The sequence below is a fragment of the Sphingomonas qomolangmaensis genome (genome assembly GCF_024496245.1).
Lineage (GTDB): Bacteria > Pseudomonadota > Alphaproteobacteria > Sphingomonadales > Sphingomonadaceae > Sphingomonas > Sphingomonas qomolangmaensis.
This window is the reverse complement of record NZ_CP101740.1, coordinates 441,801-465,501: the sequence shown is the minus strand read 5'-3', so window position 1 is coordinate 465,501 and position 23,701 is coordinate 441,801. Positions and strand designations below refer to the sequence as shown.

19 protein-coding genes are annotated in these 23,701 nt (G+C 67.1%); 6 read left to right on the top strand and 13 right to left on the bottom strand.

The genetic code is table 11. The features are described from left to right. Positions 1–38: 38 nt before the first annotated feature. The 3 genes from NMP03_RS02325 to NMP03_RS02315 all read right to left on the bottom strand — a co-directional run bounded on the left by NMP03_RS02325 (position 39) and on the right by NMP03_RS02315 (position 7,976). A complete protein-coding gene (locus NMP03_RS02325; RefSeq protein ID WP_256506936.1) occupies positions 39–1,511 on the bottom strand; it encodes a flavin-containing monooxygenase in 1,473 nt (490 codons plus the stop codon). 82 nt (positions 1,512–1,593) lie between these two features. Next, a complete protein-coding gene (locus tag NMP03_RS02320; RefSeq protein ID WP_256506935.1) occupies positions 1,594–5,808 on the bottom strand; it encodes a translocation/assembly module TamB domain-containing protein in 4,215 nt (1,404 codons plus the stop codon). Continuing rightward, a complete protein-coding gene (locus NMP03_RS02315) occupies positions 5,808–7,976 on the bottom strand; it encodes an autotransporter assembly complex protein TamA (RefSeq protein ID WP_406698408.1) in 2,169 nt (722 codons plus the stop codon). The genes NMP03_RS02320 and NMP03_RS02315 overlap by 1 nt, the downstream gene beginning before the upstream one ends. A gap of 271 nt (positions 7,977–8,247) precedes the next feature. Between NMP03_RS02315 and NMP03_RS02310 the strand changes: the two genes are divergently transcribed. Continuing rightward, complete coding sequence (locus NMP03_RS02310) at positions 8,248–9,267, top strand: YihY/virulence factor BrkB family protein (RefSeq protein WP_256506933.1); 1,020 nt, start codon at positions 8,248–8,250, stop codon at positions 9,265–9,267. Here the strand turns inward: NMP03_RS02310 and NMP03_RS02305 are convergent, their stop codons facing one another. Further along, positions 9,268–11,364, bottom strand: coding sequence for a malate synthase G (locus NMP03_RS02305; protein ID WP_256506932.1), 2,097 nt, complete (start codon positions 11,362–11,364; stop codon positions 9,268–9,270). It abuts the gene before it with no gap. A 77-nt stretch (positions 11,365–11,441) separates the two neighbouring features. Then, positions 11,442–11,894 (bottom strand): MarR family winged helix-turn-helix transcriptional regulator, encoded by a 453-nt coding sequence (locus tag NMP03_RS02300; RefSeq protein WP_256506931.1) that lies wholly within the window; start codon positions 11,892–11,894, stop codon positions 11,442–11,444. Between the two features lie 135 nt (positions 11,895–12,029). Here NMP03_RS02300 and gntA point away from each other — a divergent pair, with 135 nt between their 5' ends. Beyond that, positions 12,030–12,719, top strand: a complete 690-nt coding sequence (gene gntA, locus NMP03_RS02295; protein WP_256506930.1) for a guanitoxin biosynthesis heme-dependent pre-guanitoxin N-hydroxylase GntA — start codon at positions 12,030–12,032, stop codon at positions 12,717–12,719. Next, positions 12,677–13,309 carry a DUF1989 domain-containing protein gene (locus tag NMP03_RS02290; RefSeq protein ID WP_406698102.1) on the top strand — a complete coding sequence of 211 codons (633 nt, stop codon included), beginning with the start codon at positions 12,677–12,679 and terminating at the stop codon, positions 13,307–13,309. The genes gntA and NMP03_RS02290 overlap by 43 nt, the downstream gene beginning before the upstream one ends. On the opposite strand, the gene NMP03_RS02285 is transcribed toward NMP03_RS02290, so the two are convergent. Further along, positions 13,288–14,223 (bottom strand): GGDEF domain-containing protein, encoded by a 936-nt coding sequence (locus tag NMP03_RS02285; protein ID WP_256506928.1) that lies wholly within the window; start codon positions 14,221–14,223, stop codon positions 13,288–13,290. The genes NMP03_RS02290 and NMP03_RS02285 overlap by 22 nt on opposite strands. A gap of 274 nt (positions 14,224–14,497) precedes the next feature. Between NMP03_RS02285 and NMP03_RS02280 the strand changes: the two genes are divergently transcribed. Further along, complete coding sequence (locus tag NMP03_RS02280; RefSeq protein WP_256506927.1) at positions 14,498–15,025, top strand: c-type cytochrome; 528 nt, start codon at positions 14,498–14,500, stop codon at positions 15,023–15,025. Between the two features lie 80 nt (positions 15,026–15,105). On the opposite strand, the gene NMP03_RS02275 is transcribed toward NMP03_RS02280, so the two are convergent. The 7 genes from NMP03_RS02275 to NMP03_RS02245 all read right to left on the bottom strand — a co-directional run bounded on the left by NMP03_RS02275 (position 15,106) and on the right by NMP03_RS02245 (position 21,696). Continuing rightward, the gene (locus tag NMP03_RS02275) at positions 15,106–15,303 is read right to left on the bottom strand and encodes a hypothetical protein (RefSeq protein WP_319937617.1); all 198 of its coding nucleotides are present in this window, start codon (positions 15,301–15,303) and stop codon (positions 15,106–15,108) included. A 41-nt stretch (positions 15,304–15,344) separates the two neighbouring features. Beyond that, a complete protein-coding gene (locus tag NMP03_RS02270; RefSeq protein ID WP_256506926.1) occupies positions 15,345–15,836 on the bottom strand; it encodes a TspO/MBR family protein in 492 nt (163 codons plus the stop codon). Beyond that, positions 15,833–17,026 carry a geranylgeranyl diphosphate reductase gene (locus NMP03_RS02265; protein WP_256506925.1) on the bottom strand — a complete coding sequence of 398 codons (1,194 nt, stop codon included), beginning with the start codon at positions 17,024–17,026 and terminating at the stop codon, positions 15,833–15,835. The genes NMP03_RS02270 and NMP03_RS02265 overlap by 4 nt, the downstream gene beginning before the upstream one ends. Beyond that, positions 17,023–18,345 (bottom strand): BCD family MFS transporter, encoded by a 1,323-nt coding sequence (locus tag NMP03_RS02260; RefSeq protein ID WP_256507981.1) that lies wholly within the window; start codon positions 18,343–18,345, stop codon positions 17,023–17,025. The genes NMP03_RS02265 and NMP03_RS02260 overlap by 4 nt, the downstream gene beginning before the upstream one ends. Continuing rightward, positions 18,339–19,247, bottom strand: coding sequence for a chlorophyll synthase ChlG (chlG, locus tag NMP03_RS02255; protein WP_256506924.1), 909 nt, complete (start codon positions 19,245–19,247; stop codon positions 18,339–18,341). Before chlG ends, NMP03_RS02260 begins: the two co-directional genes overlap by 7 nt. Before the next feature lie 86 nt (positions 19,248–19,333). Continuing rightward, on the bottom strand, positions 19,334–20,767 hold the full coding sequence (ppsR, locus tag NMP03_RS02250) for a transcriptional regulator PpsR (RefSeq protein ID WP_256506923.1): 1,434 nt from the start codon (positions 20,765–20,767) through the stop codon (positions 19,334–19,336). 41 nt (positions 20,768–20,808) lie between these two features. Next, positions 20,809–21,696 carry a cobalamin B12-binding domain-containing protein gene (locus NMP03_RS02245; RefSeq protein WP_256506922.1) on the bottom strand — a complete coding sequence of 296 codons (888 nt, stop codon included), beginning with the start codon at positions 21,694–21,696 and terminating at the stop codon, positions 20,809–20,811. A 220-nt stretch (positions 21,697–21,916) separates the two neighbouring features. On the opposite strand from NMP03_RS02245, the gene bchF reads away from it, so the two are divergent. Both bchF and NMP03_RS02235 read left to right on the top strand, forming a co-directional pair. Beyond that, on the top strand, positions 21,917–22,420 hold the full coding sequence (bchF, locus tag NMP03_RS02240) for a 2-vinyl bacteriochlorophyllide hydratase (protein ID WP_256506921.1): 504 nt from the start codon (positions 21,917–21,919) through the stop codon (positions 22,418–22,420). Beyond that, on the top strand, positions 22,417–23,700 hold the full coding sequence (locus NMP03_RS02235; protein ID WP_256506920.1) for a ferredoxin:protochlorophyllide reductase (ATP-dependent) subunit N: 1,284 nt from the start codon (positions 22,417–22,419) through the stop codon (positions 23,698–23,700). Before bchF ends, NMP03_RS02235 begins: the two co-directional genes overlap by 4 nt. The last annotated feature ends 1 nt before the right edge of the window (position 23,701 follow it).

Here is a 23,701-nt window from a genome sequence, read left to right as displayed (position 1 = left end):
GCGAACCGGCGTCGCACCGCGGCAAAAGCTTTGAAGGATCACGCAGCACGCTTCTGCCGCGACGGGTTCGAAAACACCATGTCGTCGTCGATCGAGCCGAAGCGCAGCGCCACCAGGTCACGCGCATAGCTCTGATGCAATTTCCACGGCGCGCGTGCGCCCTGTTTGGGAAATCGATCGAGCGCGCGCTGGACATAGCCCGAGGAGAAATCGAGGAACGGATGCGCCGCGGCGTCGGTGTCGCCGGGTACCGGCGTCGCCTGGCGAAGCCCGCGCTTGGTCATCGCGTTGAGCAGCCGGCAGACATAGGCCGCGGTCAGGTCGGCCTTCAGCGTCCACGACGCGTTGGTATAGCCGAACGAATAAGCGAGGTTGGGCACGCCGCTGAACATCATCCCCTTGTAGTTCAGCGTCTGGCTGAAATCGATCGCAGTCCCGTCGACGGTCACCGGCATGTCGGCCATCAGCTGCAGCTCGAGCCCGGTCGCGGTGACGATGATGTCGGCGGGCACTTCCTCGCCATTGGTCAGCCGGATGCCGGTCGGCGTGAAGCGATCGATATGCCCGGTGACGACGCTCGCCTCGCCGCGCTTGATCGTCTCGAACAGATCGGCGTCGGGGACCAGGCATAGCCGCTGATCCCAGGGATTATAGCTCGGGGTGAAATGGGTATCGACGTCATAGTCGGGGCCGAGATGCCCGCGCACCCAGCCGAGCAGTCGCTTCTTGGTGCGTTCGGGATATTTGCGCGTGCGACCGTAGAAGAATTGCCCGAGCAGCACGTTGCGCCAGCGGACCACGCCATAAGCGACCTTCGACGGCGCGACGGTGCGCAACCAATTGGCGAAGCGATCGTGCGAGGGGCGCGCGACGACATAGCTCGGCGAGCGCTGGAGCATCGTGACATGCGCGGCAGTCTTGGCGAGTTCGGGCACCAGGGTCACCGCGGTTGCGCCGCTGCCGATCACCACCACGCGCTTGCCCGCATAATCGAGGTCGGCGGGCCAGAATTGCGGATGGACTATCGTGCCGGCGAAATCGTCGCGCCCCGCAAAATCGGGGGTGTAGCCCTTGGCATAATCGTAATAGCCGGTGCACATGTGCAGGAAGTTGCAGGTGTAGGTCCGCCGCCCTGCCCCCTCTGCCTCCACCGTCAGCGTCCAGCACGCATCGGCGCTCGACCAGTCGGCCCCCACCACACGCTCGCGATAGCGGATACGCGAATCAAGATCGTCCTCGTGCGCGGTTTCCTCGATATAGCGCAGGATCGACGGGCCATCGGCGATCGCCTTGGCCTCGTTCCACGGCTTGAACGCATAGCCGAGCGTATGCATGTCCGAGTCCGAGCGGATCCCCGGATAGCGGAACAGGTCCCAGGTGCCCCCCATCCGCGCGCGACCTTCGAGGATGACGAAGCTGCGATCGGGGCAGCGCTCGCGTAGGTAATGCCCCGCGCCGATTCCCGACAGGCCGGCGCCCACCACCACCACGTCGAAATGCTCAACGGTCATCGCGTTTCTCCCGCGACCTTCGCTAGGCGATCTTGCGCAGCGACGGAAGGCGGGACATCGCCCGCCTTCCGTTCTTCAGTCGTCAATAATCGCGCGAGTAGCGGAAATTGACGCTCGACCCGCCGAACGATCCGGTCTGTGACAGCACGCTCAGCGTCTTGGTCAGCGCGACCTCGAGCTGGGTCGCGGTGAAGCCGCGCGCGTCGGTGATGATCTCGACATAGATGTCGTCGGTCAGATACTGCCCCGCCGACAATGCCGTCCCGCGCCCGGTCGCCTCGTCGCCGCCGACGATCCGCAGCCGGTCGATCCCGCCCGCCTGGCGAAGCTCGCCCAGCGGATTGAGCCCACCGCCCGACCCGCGCAGCGAATTGAGCGCCGAGGCGAGCTGGATCGCCTGGATCGCCGACAGGTTCGTCACCGAGCTGCCGAACAACACCCGCGAGAGCACTTCGTCCTGCGCCAGTGCGGGGGTCGAGGTGAACGCGACCTGCGGCCGCTGCGCGGTGCCGGTGACGTTGATGATCGCCGTTACCCCCTCGGTCGTCGTGCTCGCCGAAATCGCGATATTGGGGTTGGTGAGGTTGTTGCCCTCATAGCTGATCACGCCGCGCGTCAGGTCGAAGCGCTTGCCCGAGAAGGAATAGGTACCGCGCACGACTTCGATCGTCCCGGTGATCCGCGGCGCTGCCGAGGTACCGCCGACACGAAGATTCGCCTCCCATTCGGATTCTAGCCCCATGCCAGACACGTATAGCCGGTTGTCCGCGCGCACGTTGATTGCCAGCCGGAACAGCCCCGGTGGCCCCGATGGCGTGTCGTCGCCATCGTCGGCCGCCCGCACGACATCGCCGCGCCGGCGGACGCCGGTTAGCACCGCGACCTCGGCGGCACCCTGGCGGATCACCTGATAGCGCGCCTCGGGGATCAGGATATCGCCGCGGATCAGCCCGCCATCGGCACCGTTGGTAATCCGCAGGTTCCCCGTCGCGGTCGCGCCCAGCGCGTCGCTACGCGCCAGCCGCGCATTGTCGAGCTTGGCGCGGATATCGATCGGGAAGCCGCTATTGGCGGCAAGCCCGACATACCCCTGCGCGGTGACACTGCCCTCGCCCGCCGTCGCGCGGACCTCGGTCAGTTCGAACCGATCATTGTTGAACCGACCGTTGACCCGCATCGCGGTCAGGCGCGTGCCATAGGTTTCGTTCTCATAGGTCAGGTTGTTCGCGCGCAGGACGCCGGCGATCCGCGGTGCCCCCACGGTGCCCGAGAAGTCGGCGGCGATGCCGACCGGTCCCGACACCTGCTGATCGGCGATTCCCGTCAACGAGAACAGCACGTCAGATGGGCCGTTGTAGCGGATGCCGCCGGTCAACGGCGCCTGCGCATAGCCGCCGCTGCCGGGGGTAAAGCCTGCCACGACGCGGCCGATCGTCGCGCCGCCGCGCTGGACGATCGCGCGCAGGTCGCTGCGCCCCGATCCCAGCGTGCCGATTGCCTGGATATCGACCGGGGCCGAAACCGTGGCGAGGCTCGATCGCGTGAAGTTGGCGACCTCGATGCGTGCAGTGCCGGTCGGGAATGCCGCACCCGCCGCCTGCGTTACCGCGAAACTGCCGCTAGCCGATCCGCCGAGCCCGAGCCCTGGGACGAACGCATTGGCGACTGCCAGGTCGAGCTTGTCGAGCCGTGCCTGCACCGACAGACCGTTGCCATAGGTGCCGGCAATCCGTGCCGAGCCGTTGTCGAAATCGAGCCGTGTCGGGAGCAGTCGATAGCCGCCATTCACCGGGACGATCCGCGCGGGCTGCGCGGTGCGGAAATCGATGCCGTTGCCCGTCCCCTTCAGCGCCACGAGATACTGGTTCGGGCTCAATCGTGCATTGGCCGCGATCTCGAACGGCACGCCCGACGAACCGCGCGCGAGTGCGGTCACGGTACCGTTGCCGCCGCGATAATTGCCGCGCGCGCGCGCCTGCGTCACGACGAACTCGCCCTGGCGGAAATTGGCGACCTGCGCGTCGAACACCATCGCGGGCGCATCGTCGTACAGCACCACCGAGCTATCGACGATCGCACGCCCGATCGTCAGCCCGGCATCGCCTGGAATCCGCGCGTTATAGGCGCGCGCGCTGACATTGGCGCTCTGGTAACGCCCGACCGCACCCAAGCGCGCGGTTCCGTTGATTCCCGAGCCGGCGAAGTTCAGCGCACCGGTGAACGGCCCCGCATCGGTCGCCGCGATCCGCCCGTTGATGTTGACCCCCGCGAATACGGTATCGCGGATATCGGCGGTGAGGCGCGGCGCAGTCCGCAGCAGGACGTTGGCGTTGAACGGGCCATAATCGGTGCCGCCCGTCGCCTTGATCGCATAGCCTTCGCCCTGGCCGCGGATGTTCGCGACCAGATTGGTCAAGCCGACGCCGACCCCCGGGCGTGGCGCACGCACCAGCACGACCGGGGCGGCGACGCTGCCGCTCACCCGCGCCGAGATCGGCCCATATTGGGTCGACACTGCATCGGCATTGACCAGCAATGGCCCGGCAAAATCATATTGCCCCGATCCACGGGTGATGCGGAATTGCGGCGCATTCAGTCGCAGATTGTCGAAGCGGACGATCCCGTCGGGCCCCAGCGACACGTTCGCCGCGGTGGTGGCGTTCCCACCCAGGAAATTGCGGACGCCATCGTTGAACAGCCGCTTGGTCTGCGCGACGACGCGGCCGCGGATTCCATAGCCATCGGCGGTGGCGACGACATCGGCGTCGGTGGTGAGATCGAGAATGCCGATCGAGGCGAGCTCGTAATCGTTGACCCGGCCCTTTAGCGCGCCGGTGTAGCGCCCGCTGCCCAAGTCGGCGACGATGATCGCGGTGGCGTCGATCCGATCCGATCGGATGCGCAGATTGTCCGACAGGATCTGATCGCCCGAATAGGCGAGGTCGCCGTTGATCGTGACGTTGGTGACGAGGCCGCCCACCGCGGCGTTGAGCCCAGAGACGCGCGCCGCACGCGCGCTGACCGGCACCAGGATCCGATCCGTGTTCACCGTCGCGCGGCCTTCGGCGTAGAGCTGTTCAACTACGGTTTCGCCGAAGCCGATCGCCGCCGCCTGCAGCTTATAGTCGACCGTCGGCGTCGCGAACGCGCCGTCGAGCGCGACCTGCGCGCGCACCGCGCGGCCATTGAGGTTTTCGAGGATTGCGCCGGGGGTCAGCAGCAACGCTTCGGCGCGGAAGCCTTCGAAGCGGCTACGCCCCAGATCGAGCAATCCCTGCGTCGATACCGCCAGCGCGTCCGACCGCAGCCGAAGCTGGGTGTCGAGGCGCCGGTTCTCGAGCAGCCGCGCGTCGAGTGCGACCTGTAATGCGGGCGACGTCAGCCGCTCGACCGGGCCTTCGAGATAGGCGCCGGGCTGCGCGCGGCCGCGTACCTGGAAGAAGCCGTCGCGCGCGGTGATGCCGATATTGGCAAGGCTCTGGCCGCCGAGCGTTCCCGCCAGCCGGCCCGTCCAGCGCGCCCAGCTCCCCTGCCCGTCGATCGTGAGGAACAACGGCGCCTGCAGCGACGCCATGCTGCCGATCATCCCGCCCGCCGGGGCATTGAGCTTCAGATCGACGTCGAACCGGTCGTCATCGGGGACCGCGTCGAGCGCCAATGTCAGCCGGTCGCCGCCGGCAACCCCTGCCGCGGCGATCGTCGCTGCGTTGGCGGTGATCTGCGCGCGGCGATCCGCGATATGCACTTCGCTGTCGATCCGCGCTATATAGCGCTGCCCGGCGACTGCCGGAGCGAGCTCGATCCGCTCGATCGCCAGGCGGTTCACGTCGATGTCGAGATCGGGAAGCAACGGCGCGTCGGGATCGCTCGGCGTTTCCTTCAATTCGGGCAGCCGCGCGACACGCACCAGCGGGCTGGTCAGCGACCGGATATCGACATGGTTCGATGCAAACGCGAACGGTCGCCAATCGACCGCAAGGCTCGGCGAGGTCGCGAACACCCCGCGCTGGTCGCGAACGCGCACATCGCGCAGCACCATTGCCCCGTACAACGACCCTTCGATCCGCCCGACCTGGATATTGAGGCCCGAAGCCAGCGTGTAGCCGTTGATCTGGTCGGCGACGAAGCGCCGGCCCGGCGCGGTGTTGATCACCGCGACGATTACCACCAGCAACAGCGCGATGACGCCGATCGCGATCCCGACCCATTTCAGGATGCGCTGCCACAGCGGCGCGCGTACGACGATATGCTCGTCGTGCGGCGCGTCGGGTTGGTCGTGCACGATAGTGTCGGTCATCAAAATGCCTGCCCGATCGAGATATAGACCGCGATCAGCGATTCGCCTTCGCGGCGCGCGATCGGGGTTGCGACATCGAGCCGCATCGGGCCGAAATTGGTATAGAAACGCCCGCCGATCCCAGCGCCAAAGCGCAGGTCCGATCCCTTGGGCAAGGTGCTGTCATACACCTGCCCGGCATCGATGAAGGGGACGATGCCGAAATTGCCGAAGCGATAGCGCGCCTCGATCGCAAATTCGTTCAGGCTGCGGCCGCCGATCGGGCGGAACACCGTTGGCGAGCTGTCTTCGTCCTCGGGATCGAAATCGGGATTGGGCTCGGTGGTGCGCGGGCCGAGTTCCTGGAAGCCGAAGCCGCGCACCGATCCGCCGCCACCCGAATAATATCGCCGCGAAGGCGCAAGGTCGTCGCGCGAAATTCCCGCGATCGCGCCGGCGCGTGCGCGTCCGGCCAGCACGATGCTGTCGCCGATCGGGTAGTAGGCCGTACCCTCGACCATGAACCGGCCATAGGGCCGCGCGCTGCCCTGGACCGACGCTTCGGGGCTCACGTTGAGCTTGAGACGGAAGCCCTTGGTCGGATTGAGCAAATCATCCGAGGTATCGAAGCCGATGAACAGCGGCGCGGCGGCGATGCCATAGGTGCGGCGGACCCGATCGTTCAGGTCGAAGTCGAACACGTCCTCGTTGGTGCCGATCAGCTCGAGCCCGTAAAAATAGGTGATCCGCTTCTGCCAGATCGGCGTCGAGTCATAGCTGATCCGCCCCGACAAGGTGCCGGTGAACGCCTCGAACGCTTCGTAGTTCGAGCGGTTCGCGCTGGCCGTCAGCGACACGGTGCGGTCGCGCCGCCCGGCGTTCGAGCGCCGGAAGGTGACCCCCAGCCCCTGCTCCTGCGTGCCCGCGACGACGTTGGCGATCAGCGCGCCTTCGGGCGGAAACAGGTTGCGATGCGTCCAGGCGCCCTCGACGCGAAGGCCTTGACCGGTGCCATAGCCCGCCTCGGCGGTCAGCGAGCGCGCCGGCCCCTTGTTCTGGCGGACCAGCAGATTCACCTGCTCGGTACCGTCAGGGCCTGGGGTCCCCGTGCGCTGCGGCTCGACCGACACCGTCGAGAACAGGCTGGTGGCGATCAGCGCATCGCGCAGATCGTCGACCTTGCGGCTGTCATAGAGTTCACCCGCGTCGAAGCGGGTCAGCACCTGCAGATGATCGACCTCGAACACCGGATCGCCCTCGGTGGTGATCGTCCCGAACGACGATCGCGGACCGGTCGTCACCGGTAGCGTGTAGGCGCCGGTAAAGACGCGTTCGTCGAGCAGGATGTCGCGCTGCCCGACTTCGGCGAAGGGATAGCCTTGTTGCGGCAGCTTGAGCGAGACATTCGCCTCGGCACCCTGGACGCGCGCAGCATCGATATTCTCGCCGACCTTCAGCGGCAGCTCCCGCAGGATCATGCCGGCGGGAACGGTCTGGTCGGCCTTCACCTCGATCGAACCGAAGCGGTACATCGGACCCGGCGTCGCGGTGAGCACTGCGCGCAAATTGCCCGAATTGGCGGGGTTCTGCTCGACCGCCGACACCACGGTCGCGTCGTAATGGCCGATCGAACGCAGCAGCCGCAGCGCGAGCTCCTCATCCTCGCGCGCACGCGCGGCTACCTGGGTCGCGTTGGCGGCTTCGCCATCGCCTTCCTCGAGCGCCGACAGCGCTTCGAACTCGTCGTCGAGGCCGACTTCCTCGAGCCCGGCGACGGCAATCGTATAGCGGATCTCGACCGGCTTGGTGTCGGTGCCCGCGGCCACCTCGATCGGCGGATTGACCTCGAAGGTCGCAAGCGGCGGCAGCGGCTCGGCAAGGGTCGCCTCGGCCGATAGCGGTTGCGGCGCGATGGCGTTGGGATCGATCACGCCGGGCGCGACGACCTGGTCAGCGTCGGTGGTCTCGGTCGTCATCGGCGGGGTCGCCGGCGTCTCGAAATCCTGCATCGGTTCGAGCGGCGCATTGATGTCGCCCGAAAGCGAGGGCAGCGCGGCTTCGAACTCGGCCTCGGGGATGATCGGACCTTCGACCTGCGGCGCGGGAGCCGACTGCTCCGGAGCGGGCTCGGCCGAAACTTGCGCAACCGCAGCGGCTGGCAGCAGCACCAGCGAGGACACCAGCGCCAGCGTCGAGACGCCCAGGCCCGCGCGACGGCCCGATAAAAGATTGCTCAGAACTCTACCCGTACCCACTGATGGCCCCGCTGTGCGTGCGGGGTGCTGGCGAACGCGGCGCGCTCTTCCCCTCAAACCCCGCAAACGAGCGGCGGGGCGTTATGCTCCCCGCCCCCATGCAGTTTTTTGGCTGCAATGTCAGGTGCAAAGCGTGTTCGTTGCCGGACGCTATGCATCCTAGGGCGCCGGGCGGCGTTAAGCGTGCGATCCAATGGGGGAATAGATGACCGACGCGGCGACCAGCGAAGACCAGCCGACCACCGACCGCGCGGCGATTCCGGGGGTAGATTCACGGCGCCCCTGGCATCACCCCTGGCCCGCTTGGCGGTCGATCCTGTTCCGCGTCTACACGATGACGGGATATCACAACCTGTCGCTGATGGCGGCGGGGGTCGCTTTCTACGCGTTCTTGTCGTTCGTGCCGCTGCTCGGCGCGGTGGTGATGACCTATGGCCTCGTCGCTGATCCGGTGACGGTGACCGGGCATATGCAGACCCTGTTCGAGCTGATGCCCGCCGAAGCCGCCAAGCTGATCTCGGACCAGCTGATCTCGGTCGTCACCACCGCCGCCGACACCGCGGGGCTCGCGCTGGCGATCGCGCTCACGCTGTCGATCTATGGCGCGATGCGTGCGTCGAGCGCGATCATCCAGGCGCTCAACGTGGTGTATGAGGAAGAAGAGGGGCGCAATATCTTCAAGACGACCTTGCTGTCGGCGTTGCTCACGATCGGCGCGGTCGTCGCCGCGATCATCGGACTGATGTCGGCGGGCGTCCTGGGGTATTTGCGGGTATTCACCGACCTGCTCGGCCCCGCGGGCGTGGTCCTCATCCAGGCGCTGACCTGGCTGGTCGCGACGCTGATCGCCACCACCGCCTTCGCCTGCGTCTATCGCTACGGCCCCGATCGCGCGCGGGCGCGCTGGCAGTGGCTGTCGGTGGGGTCGCTCGCCGCGACCGTGCTGTGGCTCGCGGCAACCTTCGGCTTCGGCATCTACGCCGCCAATTTCGCCAATTACAACGCCACTTACGGCGCTTTGGGCGCGGTGGTGGTGCTGCTGATGTGGCTCTTCGTTTCGAGCTATGCGGTGCTGATCGGTGCCGAGATCAATGCCGAGGCCGAGCGCCAGACCGGGGTCGATTCGACCACCGGCCATGCGCGGCCGCAGGGCGAGCGCGGCGCGCGGATGGCCGATACGCTGCCGAGCAAGCGCCAGGTGAAGCCGCGCCGCGACAAATATTGATCAGCGCGCCTTCGCCTGATGGCGGAAGCGATGGAGCAGCGGCTCGGTATAGCCATTGGGCTGCGCCGCGCCCTCGAACACCAGCGCACGCGCCGCCCGATAGGCGAGCGACTCGTCCTCGCGCCCGGCCATCGGACGGTAGTGCGGATCACCGGCGTTCTGCGCATCGACCTTCGCCGCCATCCGCCTGAGCGCGGCATCAACCTCGGCCTCGGTCGCGATGCCGTGCGCGAGCCAGTTGGCGAGCAATTGCGAACTGATCCGCAGCGTCGCGCGGTCCTCCATCAGCCCCACATCGTCGATATCGGGCACCTTCGAACACCCAACCCCCTGGTCGACCCAGCGCACGACATAGCCGAGAATGCCCTGCGCGTTATTGTCGAGCTCGCGCGCAACTTCCAGCGGCGTCCAGTTGCGGCCCAGCGCCAGGGGGATGGTCAGCAGATCGGCGAGCGGCGGGATCGGCTCGGCGGCGCGCGCTGCGCGCCGAGCAGCGACATCGACCTTATGGTAATGCAGCGCATGGAGCGTCGCCGCGGTAGGCGACGGCACCCAGGCGGTGTTCGCGCCGGTCATCGGGTGCGCGATCTTCTGTTCGAGCATGTCGGCCATCCGATCGGGTGCGGCCCACATCCCCTTGCCGATCTGCGCGCGCCCCGCGAACCCAGCCGCCAGCCCGATCAGCACGTTGCGATCCTCATACGCCTTGATCCAGCCGCTGCCCTTCATCTCCCCCTTGGGCACCATCGGCCCGGCGTGCATCGCGGTGTGGATCTCGTCGCCGGTGCGGTCGAGGAAGCCGGTATTGATGAACACGATCCGGTCGCGCACCGCTTCGATGCAGGCGGCGAGATTGGCCGAGGTGCGGCGCTCCTCGTCCATCACCCCCACCTTGATCGTGTGGCGATCGAGCCCCAGCAGATCCTCGACCGCGTCGAACAGGTCGTTGGTGAAGGCGCATTCGGCGGGGCCGTGCATCTTGGGTTTGACGATATAGACCGATCCGGTGCGGCTGTTACGATAGCGGCTGAGCCCGCGCAGGTCGTACAGCGCGATCGTAGCGGTCAGGATCGCATCGAGAATGCCCTCGGGCGCTTCGCTGCCATCGGGCAGCAGCACCGCGGGCGTGGTCATCAGATGGCCGACATTGCGCACGAACAGCACCGCCCTGCCCGGCAGCACCACCTCGCGACCATCGGCGATCGCGTAGCTGCGATCGGGGTTGAGCGTTCGGGTGAGCATCTCGCCCTGCTTGGCGAAGGTCTCGGACAGATCGCCGCGCATCAGCCCCAGCCAATTGGCATAGGCCGCGACCTTGTCGTCGGCATCGACCGCGGCGATCGAATCCTCGAGATCGACGATCGTCGTCAGCGCCGATTCCATCAGGACATCGGCGATCCCAGCCGGGTCGGCAGCGCCGATCGGGTGATCGCGGTCGATCACGACTTCGATATGCAGGCCGTGATGGACGAACAGCAGGTTCGCGCCGTTGTGCCCGACGAACTGGCTCGGGTCGGCAAGATCGAGCAGCCCGGTGGTGAAACCGACCCAGCTACCGCTGGCGAGCGGCACCGCCTGATCGAGGAACGCACGCGCGCGGGCGATCACCTGCGCGCCGCGCTCGGCGTCATAGCCTGCCGCACTCGGGCTGCCCGGCAGCGCATCGGTGCCGTAGAGCGCATCGTACAGGCTGCCCCAGCGCGCATTGGCGGCGTTGAGGACGAAGCGCGCGTTGAGCACCGGCACCACCAGTTGCGGCCCCGCGAGCAGCGCGATCTCGGGATCGACCTTGGTCGTGCCGATCGTGAAGGGCGCAGGCTCGTCGACCAGATAGCCGATCTCGCGCAGGAACGCCTGATAGGCGGCAGGGTCGATCGGGCCGCCGCGATTCGCGTCGTGCCAGGCGTCGACCTTTGCCTGCAATTCGTCGCGCACCGCCAGCAGCGCACGGTTGCGCGGGGCGAAGCGCGCGAAGATCGCCGCGACGCCCTGCCAATAGCCCTGCGCATCGATGCCGAGCCCGGGCAACACCGATTGGTCGACGAACGCCGCAAGCTGGGGGGCGACGATCAATCCGGCGCGATCGGTGGGGGACATGGCAGACTCCTCGTTGTGGCAATGCTGGGCAAATACCCGGGGAGGTGCACCCCGTTCAGCACGCCCCGCGCCCGCGATCAACCCCGTTCGGTCTCCAATGCCGCCGCCGCCGCCTCGAGCCGTTCGAGCATGGCGCGCAGCTGCCGGCGCTCGGCGGCGTCGAAGCCCTCGAACAAGCGGGCCTCCATCTCGATCGCCTTGGGCGCGACCTGTTCGTACAGCGCGCGCCCCGCCGCCGACAGCGACAGGATATGCGATCGCTGGTCGCCCGGGTTGGGGAGCCGATCGACCAGCCCGCGCTCGGCAAGCGCGATCGCCGCGCGGCTGACAGTTACCTTGTCCATCCGCGTCGCCGCCCCCAGCGCCTGCTGCGTCGCGCCTTCGCCCTCGGCAAGCACCGCGACCAGCCGCCATTCGGGGATGCGGAGCCCGAACATCGCCTGGTAGGTGATCGCGACCACGCCCGACACGCGGTTCGACGCGATCGAAAGGCGATAGGGAAGGAAACTGTCGAGGTGGAGGCTGCTCATGCGGGCACGCTAGCGCGGGCTTGCGACGACGTCACGCCGCGCTGCGAAACGCCGCTCAGGGCTGATCGGGAACAGCTGGCCGCGTCATTCGTACTGTTGGTCCCGATTATTACAGGCACGGCGCGAAGCTAATCTATGTTTTACTGGAAGCACGAGGCGCAGGATGCGCTAGAAAAAATGCTCTTCGCGCATGTCGAGGATCGTGCCTTTCCATGCGTCGGCGCCAAGGCGGCGATGGCGAAGGGAACGCTCGAGGTGCTCGCCTGCAACACGATCGACAGCGCGTGGGACGATGTCCGCATCCATGACGGGCTGTTGCGTTTCGCTGCTGCCTATCGCGCAGATCCGGGACTGTATCGCAGCTTCGCGGTGGTCTTCGACGGGCCCGGCGACCTCGACGAACCCGCATTCGAAGCCGCCCTCTGGCGCCGCGTCCAGTCGCTGTCGGACAAGGACGTCTGGCGCGGCCAAGAATATGACGGGCGCGTCAGCCACGATCCGTCGAACCCCCATTTTTCGCTGAGCTTCGGCGGCGAGGCGTTCTTTATCGTCGGGCTGCACCCGCAGGCCAGTCGCCCGGCGCGGCGCTTCGGGCGGCCGACGATGGTGTTCAATCTGCACGATCAGTTCGAGAAGCTACGCGCCGACGGGCAATATGAAAATATGCGCGAAAAGATCATGGTGCGCGACGAGGCGTTGGCGGGCAGCCGAAACCCGATGCTGTCGCGCCACGGCGAGGTGAGCGAAGCACGCCAATATTCGGGCCGCGTGGTTGACGACGAATGGGCGCCGCCCTTCGAATATCGCGGGGATGCCGCGAAGTGAGTGAGACGATCGAGATTCCCGAACGCAGCGGCACCGCGTTCAAGCTCGCCAAGGGCGATGTTCTGGTGGTGATCGACCCCAAGGGCCAGCAAGTGTCCGACCTGCTGGCGTTCAATGCCAGCGATCTGGGCGAGGTCATCTCGTCGGGGCGCACCTTCGACTATGCCGAGCGCATCTATCTCACTACCGGCGATCGGCTTTTCTCGAACCGATCGAACGTGATGCTGACGATCGTCGACGACAGCGTCGGGCGGCACGACTTCCTGCTGACCCCCTGCTCCTACGACACCTTCCGGCTATGCTATGAGAACGAGCCGCCGCATCGCGGGTGTTTCGGCAACCTCGCCGCCGCGCTCGAACCCTATGGCGTCGAGCCCGACCATATCCCCAGCGCGTTCAACTGCTTCATGAACGTTCCCGTCGATGGCGAAACGGGCAAGCTGCAGGTGCTCCCGCCGCTCAGCAAGGCCGGCGACCGCATTGCGTTTCGCGCCGAGATCGACCTGATCGTCGGGCTGACGGCTTGCTCGGCCAAGGATTCGAACGGCGGCAGCTTCAAGCCGATCCATTATCGGATCGAACGCCCGTAACGCACGTCGCCGCCGTTGCCGCGCGGCGCGATTACCAGGCGATTGCGGCCTGCCCGCTTGCCGGCGTAAAGTGCCGCGTCCGCCGCGACGAACAGCGCTTCGGCGCTTTGCGGCGCGTCGATAGCCGGCGACGCCAACCCGGCCGATCCGGTCAGCGACAATATCTCGCTCCCCCAGAGGATCGGCAAAGCGAGTTCGCCCAACGCTTGTTCGGCGCGAAGCGCTACGGTCTCAAGGGTGCCGCGGGTGACCACCGCGAATTCGTCGCCGCCAATCCGCGCCACCATCGCGGCACCCGCGAATACCGCGCGCAACCGCTGCGCGACCGCGATCAGGCAGGCATCGCCCGCGGCATGGCCGAAGCGATCGTTGATCGGCTTGAAGCCATCGATGTCAAACAACACCAGCGTACCAGGGACCGCCGCGACATCGAGAAAGTCGCGCTGGAAAGTCCCGCGGCTGGCAAGGCCGGTGAGCGAATCATAGTCGGCGCGCTGCCGCAAGGCTTCCCAGCGCGCACGATCTGCAGTGATATCCTGCTTCAAGCCATAAAGTTCGCCAGCCTGGCCGGCGATAGCCCCATATTTCGCGCTGATCCTGATCCAGCGGATCTCGGCATCGGGGCGCACGATCTGCGCTTCGATTGTGAAACCGTCACGGCGGGCAATCGCGTCGGTGCGGACGCGCTCCAATTGGTCGCGCGACGCCTCTTCATACAGCGTGATGATGTCGCGCCGGTCGATCGATGCATCGCGATCGACGCCGAACAGGCCATAGACGCCCTCGGTCCAGGCGATCCGGTCCTCGTTCAGGTCGCAGCGCCATGCACCGATGCCCGCCATACGCGTCGCGCGCGCCAGCAGCCCCGCTTCGTCGGGTGCGAGATCGACGATCATCCCCGGTTCGATCAGCATCGCGCTAATTGCCTGTCTGCCTTCGATGCGCGGCTGGTTTCATATTGCATGCGGCGTCCATAAGATCGCAAACGTTACGACTGCGTTGCGATCTGACAAGATCGCCATGGTATTAAAGACCGTATTGCACGGGTTCGGCTTGCGGCTTGCCACAGGGGTGCTAGACATAGGATGGCAGCGCCCCGCCACGGCACCAAATCGTAACCGACGGGTTGTACTGCACCGATGTAGAGTACCGTTAAGCGTACCGTTTAAACAGGCTAGGAGCAGGCGAATGAACTTTGGATCGATGAAGCGCACGGGATGGCTTTCATTGGGCGTAGCGACCACCGCGCTCACGCTCGCCGCCTGCTCGGGCGGCGAATCAGAGGAAAAGGCGGCAGCCCCCGCCACCAACACCGCGACGACCGCGGCCGCACCTGCAGCGGCCCCGGCAGCGACTGCGCCTGCGGCTGACGATACCACCACGGTAACCGGCGCGACCTTCGCCAGCTTCACCGGCGACGCCGCCAGCGGCAAGACGGTGTTCCTCCAGTGCCAGACCTGCCATGCGGTCGAGGCCGGGGTGAACAAGATCGGCCCCTCGCTCGCCGGCATCGTCGGTCGCGCCGCAGGTACGGTTGCGGGCTACAACTACACCCCCGCCAACAAGAACAGCGGCATCACCTGGACGCAGGAGAAGCTGTTCCAGTATCTCGAGAACCCGCAGCGCGTGGTGCCCGGCACCAAGATGGCGTTCGCTGGCATTCCCGACGAACAGAAGCGCGCTGACGTGATCGCGTATCTCGCCGCGCCGCAATAAGGCGAACTAGCATGCCAAAAGCCGCTCCGGGCGACCGGGGCGGCTTTTTATTGTGGGGGGCGGACGCTGCGGTCCCCGCCTTATCGCCGCCTCAGATCGAGCAGATGCACCGGGAACGACGCCAGCAACGGCAGCGCGATCCAGGGCCATGACGCGCCGGTCAGCGCGCCGCGCGTCGCCAGCAGCATCAGCGCGCCCGGAAGCAATCGAAACGCGGCGTCCGACGCGCGCCAACTGCCGCGCGTCACCAGCCAGGCGAACTCCGCAGCCAGCACCACCAGCACCAGATCGACCGCATGGCCGCTGGCGAAGAAGGCGTTCAGGCGAACGGCCCGTTGAGCCGCACGATCTCCCAGTTGAGCGCGCCCGCGAGCAGCACCCAGCCGAGATAGGGCAGCAACAGCATCGCCCCCATCCGCGAATATCGCGCGGCGAACAGCGTCAGCCCCAGCACCGATATGCCGAGCACGACCACCTCGATTGCCGCCCAATCGGGGCGCTGGAGCCGGAAGAACAACAGGCTCCATAGGATGTTGAGGAAGCCGTTGAAGGCGAACAGCCCGATCAGCCAGTCGGCGGCGGCGCGGCTGCCGATCGCGCGCCAGGCGGTGACGCTGCCGAGCGCGGTGGTCGCGAACACCAGGGTCCAGGCGACCCCGTACAGCGCGTCGGGGGGAGCCCAATCGGGCTTGGCGAGCCCGCGATACCAGGGGCCGAGGTCGGTCATCGTCGCACCGACGATCGCGACGAAGGTCGCGGCGACCGCGGCGATCGCGACCGGGAATATCCCCGCGCGGCCGAGCGTCGTCATGTCGCCGACTCCAACAGGTGGCGCATGTCCTTGAAGAAGATTCGCACGTGCGCCATCGGATCGGCGCGTACCAGCCGCTTGTGCATATAGGCCTGCCAGGTCAGCTTCTGGACATCGGGATCCTCGCACATCTTGACGAAGCGCTCGCGGCGCTTGTCGTTGCGGTACCAGAAATATTGCATGATCCCGAGGATCCAGAACACCCGGCCATGTTCGCGCATGAAGCGCTTGCGCGCCTGTTTCAGCGCACGCGCGTCGCCGGTGGTGAGGAACGCGTCGACCGATTCGGCGGCGAACCGCCCGCAAGCCATCGCGTAATAAATGCCCTCGCCCGACGCCGGCGCGACCACCCCCGCGGCGTCGCCCGCGACGATCACGTCGCGCCCATTGTCCCAGCGCTTGAGCGGCTTGAGCGGGATCGGCGCGCCTTCGCAGCGGATCGTCTCGCAATCGCTCAGCCCGCTATCGGCGCGCAGCCGAGCAACTGCGTCGCGCAACGGAAAGCCCTTGTTGGCGCTGCCCACCCCGATGCTCGCAGTGTCGCCGTGCGGAAAGACCCAGGCGTAGAAATCGGGCGATAAATGCCCCTGGTAGATCACGTCGCAGCGGCTGCGGTCGAAGCTCGGGTCGTTGGCGGGCGACCGGATGATCTCGTGATAGGCGAACACGCACGGCGTGCGCTCGCCCTTGAGCGTCGCCTGCGCCACTCCCGATCGCGCGCCGTCGGCGCCGATGACGCTGGCGGCGCGCACCCGTTGCGGCTCGGCATGGCGGCTTTCGCGGAAGACGACGATCGCGGCGCCGTCGCCGTCGCGCTCGACGGTTTCGAAGGTGCCGGTGCGGCGTTCGGCGCCGGCGAGCGCGGCGCGCGCGCGCAGCCATTCGTCGAAGGTCTCGCGATCGACCAGTCCGACGAAGCCGTCGCCGACGGGCATGTCGACGGTCTTGCCCGAGGGCGCGACCATCCGCGCGGTGCGCGCCTTGCCCACCAGCAGATGATCGGGGATCGCGAAATCCTCGATCGCGCGCGGCGGGATCGCGCCGCCGCACGGCTTGATCCGCCCACCGCGATCGAGCAGCAGCACCCGCCGGCCCAGCCGCGCCAGATCGGTCGCGGCGGTCGCCCCCGACGGGCCGCCGCCGACCACCACCACGTCGTAATCATACGTCGTTCTTGCTGCGGTATTCATCGTGCCAGCTCCGCCAGTTCGAGATTTCCCAGAGGTGCGCGCCGGGTGGCCGCACCGATCGCGAGCGCCGCGGCGAAGACGAACAGCGCCGCCTCGCCGCCAAAGACCAGGGCGAAGGCCGCGGAGTCGTCGCCGGTGACGGCGCGCCCCCAGTCGACCCCGACCGCACCGATCAGCCCGCCGAGCCCGAACGCAATCGCCTGCGACGCGCCCCATACGCCCATCCGCATTCCCGCGCGGCCATCGCCCGCAGCGCCCGCGAGCGCCATCATCGTGCCGATCGCGGCGACTGCGAACACGCCGTTGGCAAACCCCAGCAGCGCGACGTTGAGCGCTAGCGGCCAGCCCGGACCCGCCTGCGCTGCCATCGCCAGCCCCGCCAGCGCGACCGCCGAACCGACGCAACCTCCGACGATCCAGCGCCGCAGCCCTATCGCGCTGCGCCCGCCGAACGCGCTGCCGCCGACGCCGACCGCGATCATCCCCGCCAGGACGCCCATATGCTGGATGCCTGCAAGGCTGGTCGATTCGCCGGGTGAATACGCGAACACCAGGCCCGCAAAGGGTTCGAGGATCATGTCCTGCATCGAATAGGCGAGCATCGAGGCGAAGACGAAGGCGGTGAAGCGCCGCGCATCGCGATCGGCGAGCATCGCCGCGATCGCGTCGCCGAAGCGCTCGGGCGCGATCGGCGCTGCCACCGACTGCATCCGGTCACCGCTCGGTTCGATGCCCTGTACCGCGGCTAGCGCGACGAGGAACGCGACCAGCGCGATCCCGCTCACGATCATCGCGAGCCGCGGCAGCGAATAGGGGTCGAGCAACGCCCCCGCGACGCCCGCGCTGGCGATGATTCCCGCCACCATCATGATCCAGGTGATCGCCGCAGCCGCCGGCCGCCGATCGGGCGCGACGCGAGTCGCCAGCAGCGCGAGCAGCGAGGTTCCCGCCGCCCCTACCCCGCCGCCGATCATCGCAAAGGCGAGGATCGCCATCGCATAGCCCGCCACCGATCCGATCGCGAGCAACGCCAGCGAATCGACCGCGACCACCACGCCCAGCGCCAGCACCGCCATCCCGCCGACGATCCACGGCGTGCGCCGATGCCCGCGATCCGAGCCATGTCCCCAAAGCGGGCGCGACAACTGCACCGCATAATGGAACGCCACCAATCCTGCGGGCAACGCCGCCGGAAGCGCATATTCGACCACCATCACCCGGTTGAGCAGCGAGGTCGCGAGCATCACCATTGCGCCGATCGCGCTCTGCACCAGCCCCAGACGGACGATGCCGCCCCAGCCGAGCGAGGCGGTCACAATCCCCACACGCCCCCCAGCCCGAATGCCGATGCCAGCATGCCGAGCACGTACATCGACACCCCGGTCGCGGCATACCAGGGGGTCATCGCGCGGGGATCGCGCAGCAACCGAACCATCGCCGCGAGCTGGCCGACGATCAATAATGCGACGACGCCGGCGACGATCAGGTGATCCCAGCGCAGCAGCAAGGCGACCACCACCAGTTGCGGCAACAGCATCGTCAGGCAGGCGACACGCGCCGCGCGATCGATCCCGAGCATCGCGGGGAGCGAACGCACCCCGGTCGCGAGATCGCCCTCGACCGCCTTGAAATCGTTGAGCGTCATGATGCCGTGCGCGCCGACACTATAGAGCAGCAAGATCACCAGCACCGGCGCGCCGGGCAAGGTGCCCGCCATCACCGCGGCGCCGGTGAACCAGGTCAGCCCTTCATAGCTCAGCGCCACCGCGCCAGGCCCGAGGATCGCGTTGATCTTCAGCCGAAGCGGCGGTGCGCTATACGCCCAGGCGAGCGCGAGCCCGACCAGCGTCGCGACGAACACCCATGGCCCCGTTACCCACGCGACCAGTGCCGACAGAACGCTGCCGATCACCGCGATCGCCAGCCCCCATTGGCCGCCGATCCGGCCCGAGGGGATCGGTCGCTCGGGTTGGTTGATCGCGTCGACATGCCGGTCGAACCAGTCGTTCACCGCCTGGCTTGTGCCGCAGACCAGGGGTCCGGTCAGCAGGATGCCCGCGATCAGGAACGGCCAGCGGTCGCCCAGCGGCACTCCCGACGAGACAACCCCGCACAGGAATGCCCACATCGGCGGAAACCAGGTGATCGGCTTGAGCAGCTCGAGCACGTCGCGCGCCGCGGGGATCCGGGTGATCGGCGAATGAGTCGAGGTCTCGGCCATGGCAGCAGGCTATGCCCCCCCGCCAAAAGCGTCAAACAGAATTGACAGTTCTAGGTGTAAAACTAGCTGCCGCCGCAGCCAGCCGGTTATTCGGGCTCGTTCGTCAGGCTGCCGAGGCCGTGGCGGTGGAGCTTGGAATAGAGGCTCTGCCGGCTCACCCCCAGGATTTCGGCCGCCGAAGCGCGATTGTCCGAGGTGTGCGCCAGCGCTGCCTCGATGCACAATCGCTCGATCAGATCGGTGCTCTCTCGGACGATCTCCTTGAGCGACATCCGCCCGACCAGTTCGGTCAGCTGCTCGACCGACCGCGGTACTTCGCGTCCAGGTTGCGCGGTATCGACCATGCGCCGTGCCAGCGTGCGGATCGTGAAGCCATAATGCATCGACCCGTCGGTGCCCGGCACCGCGACCCCCGACAGTTCGACCTCTTCCTCGCCGCCAGCATTGCCGCGCACGATCGTGGCGACATTGCGCACGGTGCCGTGTTCGCGCAGCTGGGTTTCGATCACCTCGAGGTCGATCCCCGGGCGCCCTAGCCATTGACCGAGCGAACCCCCGGTCATCCGTTCGAGCACCGGCAGTTCGGCGAGTTCGAGGAACGAGGCGTTGGCGGTCAGCACGCGCATCTCAGAATCGGCGAGCACGAAGGCATCGGGCAGCGCGTCGACGACATCGCGCAGCTGCACCGTCTCGCCCGAGTCGGGGGCAGCCACAGCCGCGGGTTCGATCCGCACCAGCAGCAGCGACGCACGCTCCTGCCGGAACAAGGTCGCAACGAACCGGCCCTCGCCGATGCCCTTGCGCAGCGCCATCGCCTCGGTCGGCGGGGTGGCCGACACCGCGGCGGCGCCAAGATAGGCAACCATCCGCTCGCGCTCGGCGGGTTCGACCAGGATCGTCGCGGGCTGGTCGACCAGCGCGCCGGGCTTGGCGTCGACCAGCCGATGCGCGGCGACATTGGCCTCGCGGATTCGCCGAGTCGCGGCGTCGACCACCAGCACCGCCTCGCGTCCCATGTCGAACAGCAGCCGATAGCGCGCCTCGACCTGGCGCAGCCGTATATAGTCGCGCTCGAGCGATTGCTGCGCCTGGATCAGGCGCTGCTGAGTCGCCGCCTGCGCGCGCATGTCGCGGCCGATCGCGATCACGCGCCCGTCGTTGCCGAGCGCCATCGCGAGATAGCGCACCGGCACTTCGCCGTCGTCGGTCGTCTGGTTCACCTGGCGCCAGCGCGCGGGTGCCCCGGCTACCGCGTCGGCGAGCATCTCGTCGATCTTTGCCCGGCTGTCCTTGGTGACGGTCTCGCGCCAGTCGCGATTCGCCCAATGGCCGAACCCGAGCGCGACCATGTCGCGCTCGGCAATGGCGATGTCGAGGATGGTGCCGGCACTGTCGAGCACCAGCGACACGTCGCCCGCGGCCGCAAGCATCTGCGCGGCCGCACTCGAATCGAGCGGGCCGGGATAGCGGTCAGGCTGCGAAAAGCCACTAGGGCCAGCGGGGGCGGGATGCCTGGTCATCGACGATCCGCAACGCTCCGCATGTAAGAGAAAGCCTACCGTCAGCCTCCGGTTTGAAAAGCGACGGCTTGTACCATGGCATCGGCGAGGGCCAACGCCGCGCGCGCGTCGGGTGCAGTGCCATCGGCACCAACATCGTCAACGAGCGCCGGATTTTCAAGGAAGGCAGGGCCGCCTACCAGCACGCGAAGATGCGGGTTGCGCGATACGCTGCGCATCGCAAGGATCACCGATGGCAGCGCGCCGATATGGCACTCGCTGCCGCCGGTCAATCCAGCAATGTCGAACCAGCCGCCCGACAAGCGTTCGCACAGCAACGCCGCGGTGCTCTCGCCCAGCCGATCGGTGTCCCAACCGGCACGGCTGAAGACCTGCTCGATCACCAGCGGCCCGAAGCTGTGCTGGTCGCCCGGCACGACCGCGAACAGCGCGCGGCGGACGTCGTTGGCGCGTCCTTCGGCGAAGGGCACGCGGGCGGCGAGTTCGTGCACGACTTCCTGCAACCGCCACAGCCCCATCGTCACGTCGACGAAATCGCAGCGATCGTCCTTCCAATATTCGCCTAGCGTCCGCGCCGCGGGGGCAAGCAGGTCGAGCAGCAGCGCCTCGGCGGTCACGCCGCGCGCGAGCATCGTCTCGACCAATGCCAGCAACTCGTCGGCTTCGACCTGCAGCGTCAATGGGGTGAAGGCTTCGACTTCGGCGGGGGAGATGACGGGCATCTCGACCGGCACTGCCTGGCCGCCGCTGCGATGCCGCGCGCCCATCAGCCGCGGGATGACTTCGCATTCGATCAGCGTCGATAGCGCGACCGGATCTGCGCGCTGGAACTGCGGCGAGCGGCGCATCGGATGCGACGATCGCGGCACGTTGCGCTCGCGCGCACCCATGGCGGGCAGCGCTTGTCCGGACGGGTAGGTCGATGCCATTCGTGCGGTCTCCAGCCACTATCGAAGCATACGCGATACTGTCGGCGCTCCACCTTTGGCTCCATCGACTCGCCCAATGCTATGCCTGTTACGGATGCATCACAACCCGCGAAACGCGCTGCACCGCACCACATGTAAAAATAATTGGACGTCAATTCCATTTGACACTTGTTGGCGTCAAGCTCATCATCCGGGTAACGAACGATGAGGTGAGGCAGCAATGGTTAGAGGCGGCGGCTCGGTCGGAAAGGAACGGCAACATCGGCCGCTCTACACGCCCGAACAGCGCGCCCGCCGCGACGCCAGCCGCTGGACGTTGGTCCAAGGATTGCTCGCCCCCGTCCAGTTCCTGATCTTCTTGGTGAGCCTGGCGCTGGTGGTCCGCTACCTCGTGACCGGCGAGGGCGCGGGCGCGGCGACCGCCTCGATCGTCGCCAAGACGATCGCGCTTTACACGATCATGGTGACTGGCTCGATCTGGGAAAAGGTCGTGTTCGACAAATGGTTGTTCGCCGAAGGCTTCTGGTGGGAAGACCTGTTCAGCATGGTCGTGCTGGCGCTGCACACCGCCTATCTCGCGATGCTGTTCGCGGGCATCGGCTCGATCGAGCAGCAGATGGCGGTCGCGCTTGCGGGGTATCTCGCTTATGTCGTCAACGCCGGCCAGTTCCTGTGGAAACTGCGCGTCGCACGGCTCGAACAGCCGCGGATGGTGCCGGCATGAGCCCCGCCTTCCCGCTCCCCGCGACCTCGCCGGTCGATTGCCCCCCGGTGCTGCGCGAGCGCGGCCAGCGCGAGGTTTTCTGCGGCCTGACTGGCATCGTCTGGCTGCATCGCAAGGTGCAGGACGCCTTCTTCCTGGTCGTCGGATCGCGCACCTGCGCGCATCTGCTGCAATCGGCGGCGGGGGTGATGATCTTCGCCGAACCGCGCTTCGGCACCGCGATCATCGAGGAGCGCGACCTGGCCGGCCTCGCCGACGCCAATGAGGAGCTCGACCGAGTCGTCGATCGCCTGCTGGTGCGCCGTCCCGACATCAAGATGCTGTTCCTGGTCGGCTCGTGCCCCAGCGAGGTCATCAAGCTCGACCTGTCGCGCGCGGCGCAGCGGCTGTCGGCCAAGCACACCCCCAATGTCCGGATCCTCAGCTATTCGGGCAGCGGGATCGAGACGACCTTTACCGAGGGCGAGGATGCGTGCCTCGCCGCGCTGGTCCCCGAGCTTGCGGCTGAGCCCGTAGGCGCCGCCCCCGCGCTGATGATCGTGGGGGCGCTGCCCGACATCGTCGAGGATCAGTTCCTGCGGCTGTTCGCCGAACTCGGCATCGGCCCGGTCCATTGCCTGCCCGCGCGCAAGGCCAATGCGATGCCGCCGGTTGGGCCGAATACCCGCTTCCTGCTGGCGCAACCGTTTCTCGGCGCGACCGCACTGGCGCTCGAGGAGCGCGGCGCGACGCGGATCGAATCGATCTTCCCCTTCGGTGCCGAGGGTACCACCGCCTGGGTCCACGCCGCGGCGCAGGCCTTCGGCATCGACGAAATGCACTTCCGCCGCGTGATCGCGCCGGGCCGCGAGCGCGCCAAGCGCGCGATCGAACATTGCCGCGAAAAGCTCGAAGGCAAGCGCATCTTCTTCCTGCCCGATTCGCAGCTCGAAGTGCCGCTCGCGCGCTTCCTGTCGAACGAGCTGGGGATGATCCCGGTCGAGGTCGGCACCCCCTATCTCCACCGCGCGCACCTTGCGGGCGAGCTCGCGCTACTGCCGCCGGGCACGCTGGTCAGCGAAGGCCAGGACGTCGACCGCCAGCTCGATCGCGTGCGTGCCGAGCGCCCCGACCTCACCGTCTGCGGCCTCGGGCTCGCCAACCCGCTCGAAGCCGAAGGGCTGACGACCAAATGGGCGATCGAGCTCGTCTTCTCGCCGATCCACGGCTTCGACCAGGCGGGCGACCTCGCCGAATTGTTCGCGCGCCCGCTGCGGCGGCGTGACGTGTTGCGGGTGTAGG

What these genes read in the sequence shown, in the direction of transcription:
- NMP03_RS02325 (WP_256506936.1), bottom strand. Translation starts at nt 1,511, where the DNA reads ATGACCGTTGAGCATTTCGACGTGGTGGTGGTGGGCGCCGGCCTGTCG.
- NMP03_RS02320 (WP_256506935.1), bottom strand. Translation starts at nt 5,808, where the DNA reads ATGACCGACACTATCGTGCACGACCAACCCGACGCGCCGCACGACGAG.
- NMP03_RS02310 (WP_256506933.1), top strand. Translation starts at nt 8,248, where the DNA reads ATGACCGACGCGGCGACCAGCGAAGACCAGCCGACCACCGACCGCGCG.
- NMP03_RS02305 (WP_256506932.1), bottom strand. Translation starts at nt 11,364, where the DNA reads ATGTCCCCCACCGATCGCGCCGGATTGATCGTCGCCCCCCAGCTTGCG.
- NMP03_RS02300 (WP_256506931.1), bottom strand. Translation starts at nt 11,894, where the DNA reads ATGAGCAGCCTCCACCTCGACAGTTTCCTTCCCTATCGCCTTTCGATC.
- gntA (WP_256506930.1), top strand. Translation starts at nt 12,030, where the DNA reads ATGTTTTACTGGAAGCACGAGGCGCAGGATGCGCTAGAAAAAATGCTC.
- NMP03_RS02290 (WP_406698102.1), top strand. Translation starts at nt 12,677, where the DNA reads ATGGGCGCCGCCCTTCGAATATCGCGGGGATGCCGCGAAGTGAGTGAG.
- NMP03_RS02285 (WP_256506928.1), bottom strand. Translation starts at nt 14,223, where the DNA reads ATGCTGATCGAACCGGGGATGATCGTCGATCTCGCACCCGACGAAGCG.
- NMP03_RS02280 (WP_256506927.1), top strand. Translation starts at nt 14,498, where the DNA reads ATGAACTTTGGATCGATGAAGCGCACGGGATGGCTTTCATTGGGCGTA.
- NMP03_RS02270 (WP_256506926.1), bottom strand. Translation starts at nt 15,836, where the DNA reads ATGACGACGCTCGGCCGCGCGGGGATATTCCCGGTCGCGATCGCCGCG.
- NMP03_RS02265 (WP_256506925.1), bottom strand. Translation starts at nt 17,026, where the DNA reads ATGAATACCGCAGCAAGAACGACGTATGATTACGACGTGGTGGTGGTC.
- chlG (WP_256506924.1), bottom strand. Translation starts at nt 19,247, where the DNA reads ATGGCCGAGACCTCGACTCATTCGCCGATCACCCGGATCCCCGCGGCG.
- ppsR (WP_256506923.1), bottom strand. Translation starts at nt 20,767, where the DNA reads ATGACCAGGCATCCCGCCCCCGCTGGCCCTAGTGGCTTTTCGCAGCCT.
- NMP03_RS02245 (WP_256506922.1), bottom strand. Translation starts at nt 21,696, where the DNA reads ATGGCATCGACCTACCCGTCCGGACAAGCGCTGCCCGCCATGGGTGCG.
- bchF (WP_256506921.1), top strand. Translation starts at nt 21,917, where the DNA reads ATGGTTAGAGGCGGCGGCTCGGTCGGAAAGGAACGGCAACATCGGCCG.
- NMP03_RS02235 (WP_256506920.1), top strand. Translation starts at nt 22,417, where the DNA reads ATGAGCCCCGCCTTCCCGCTCCCCGCGACCTCGCCGGTCGATTGCCCC.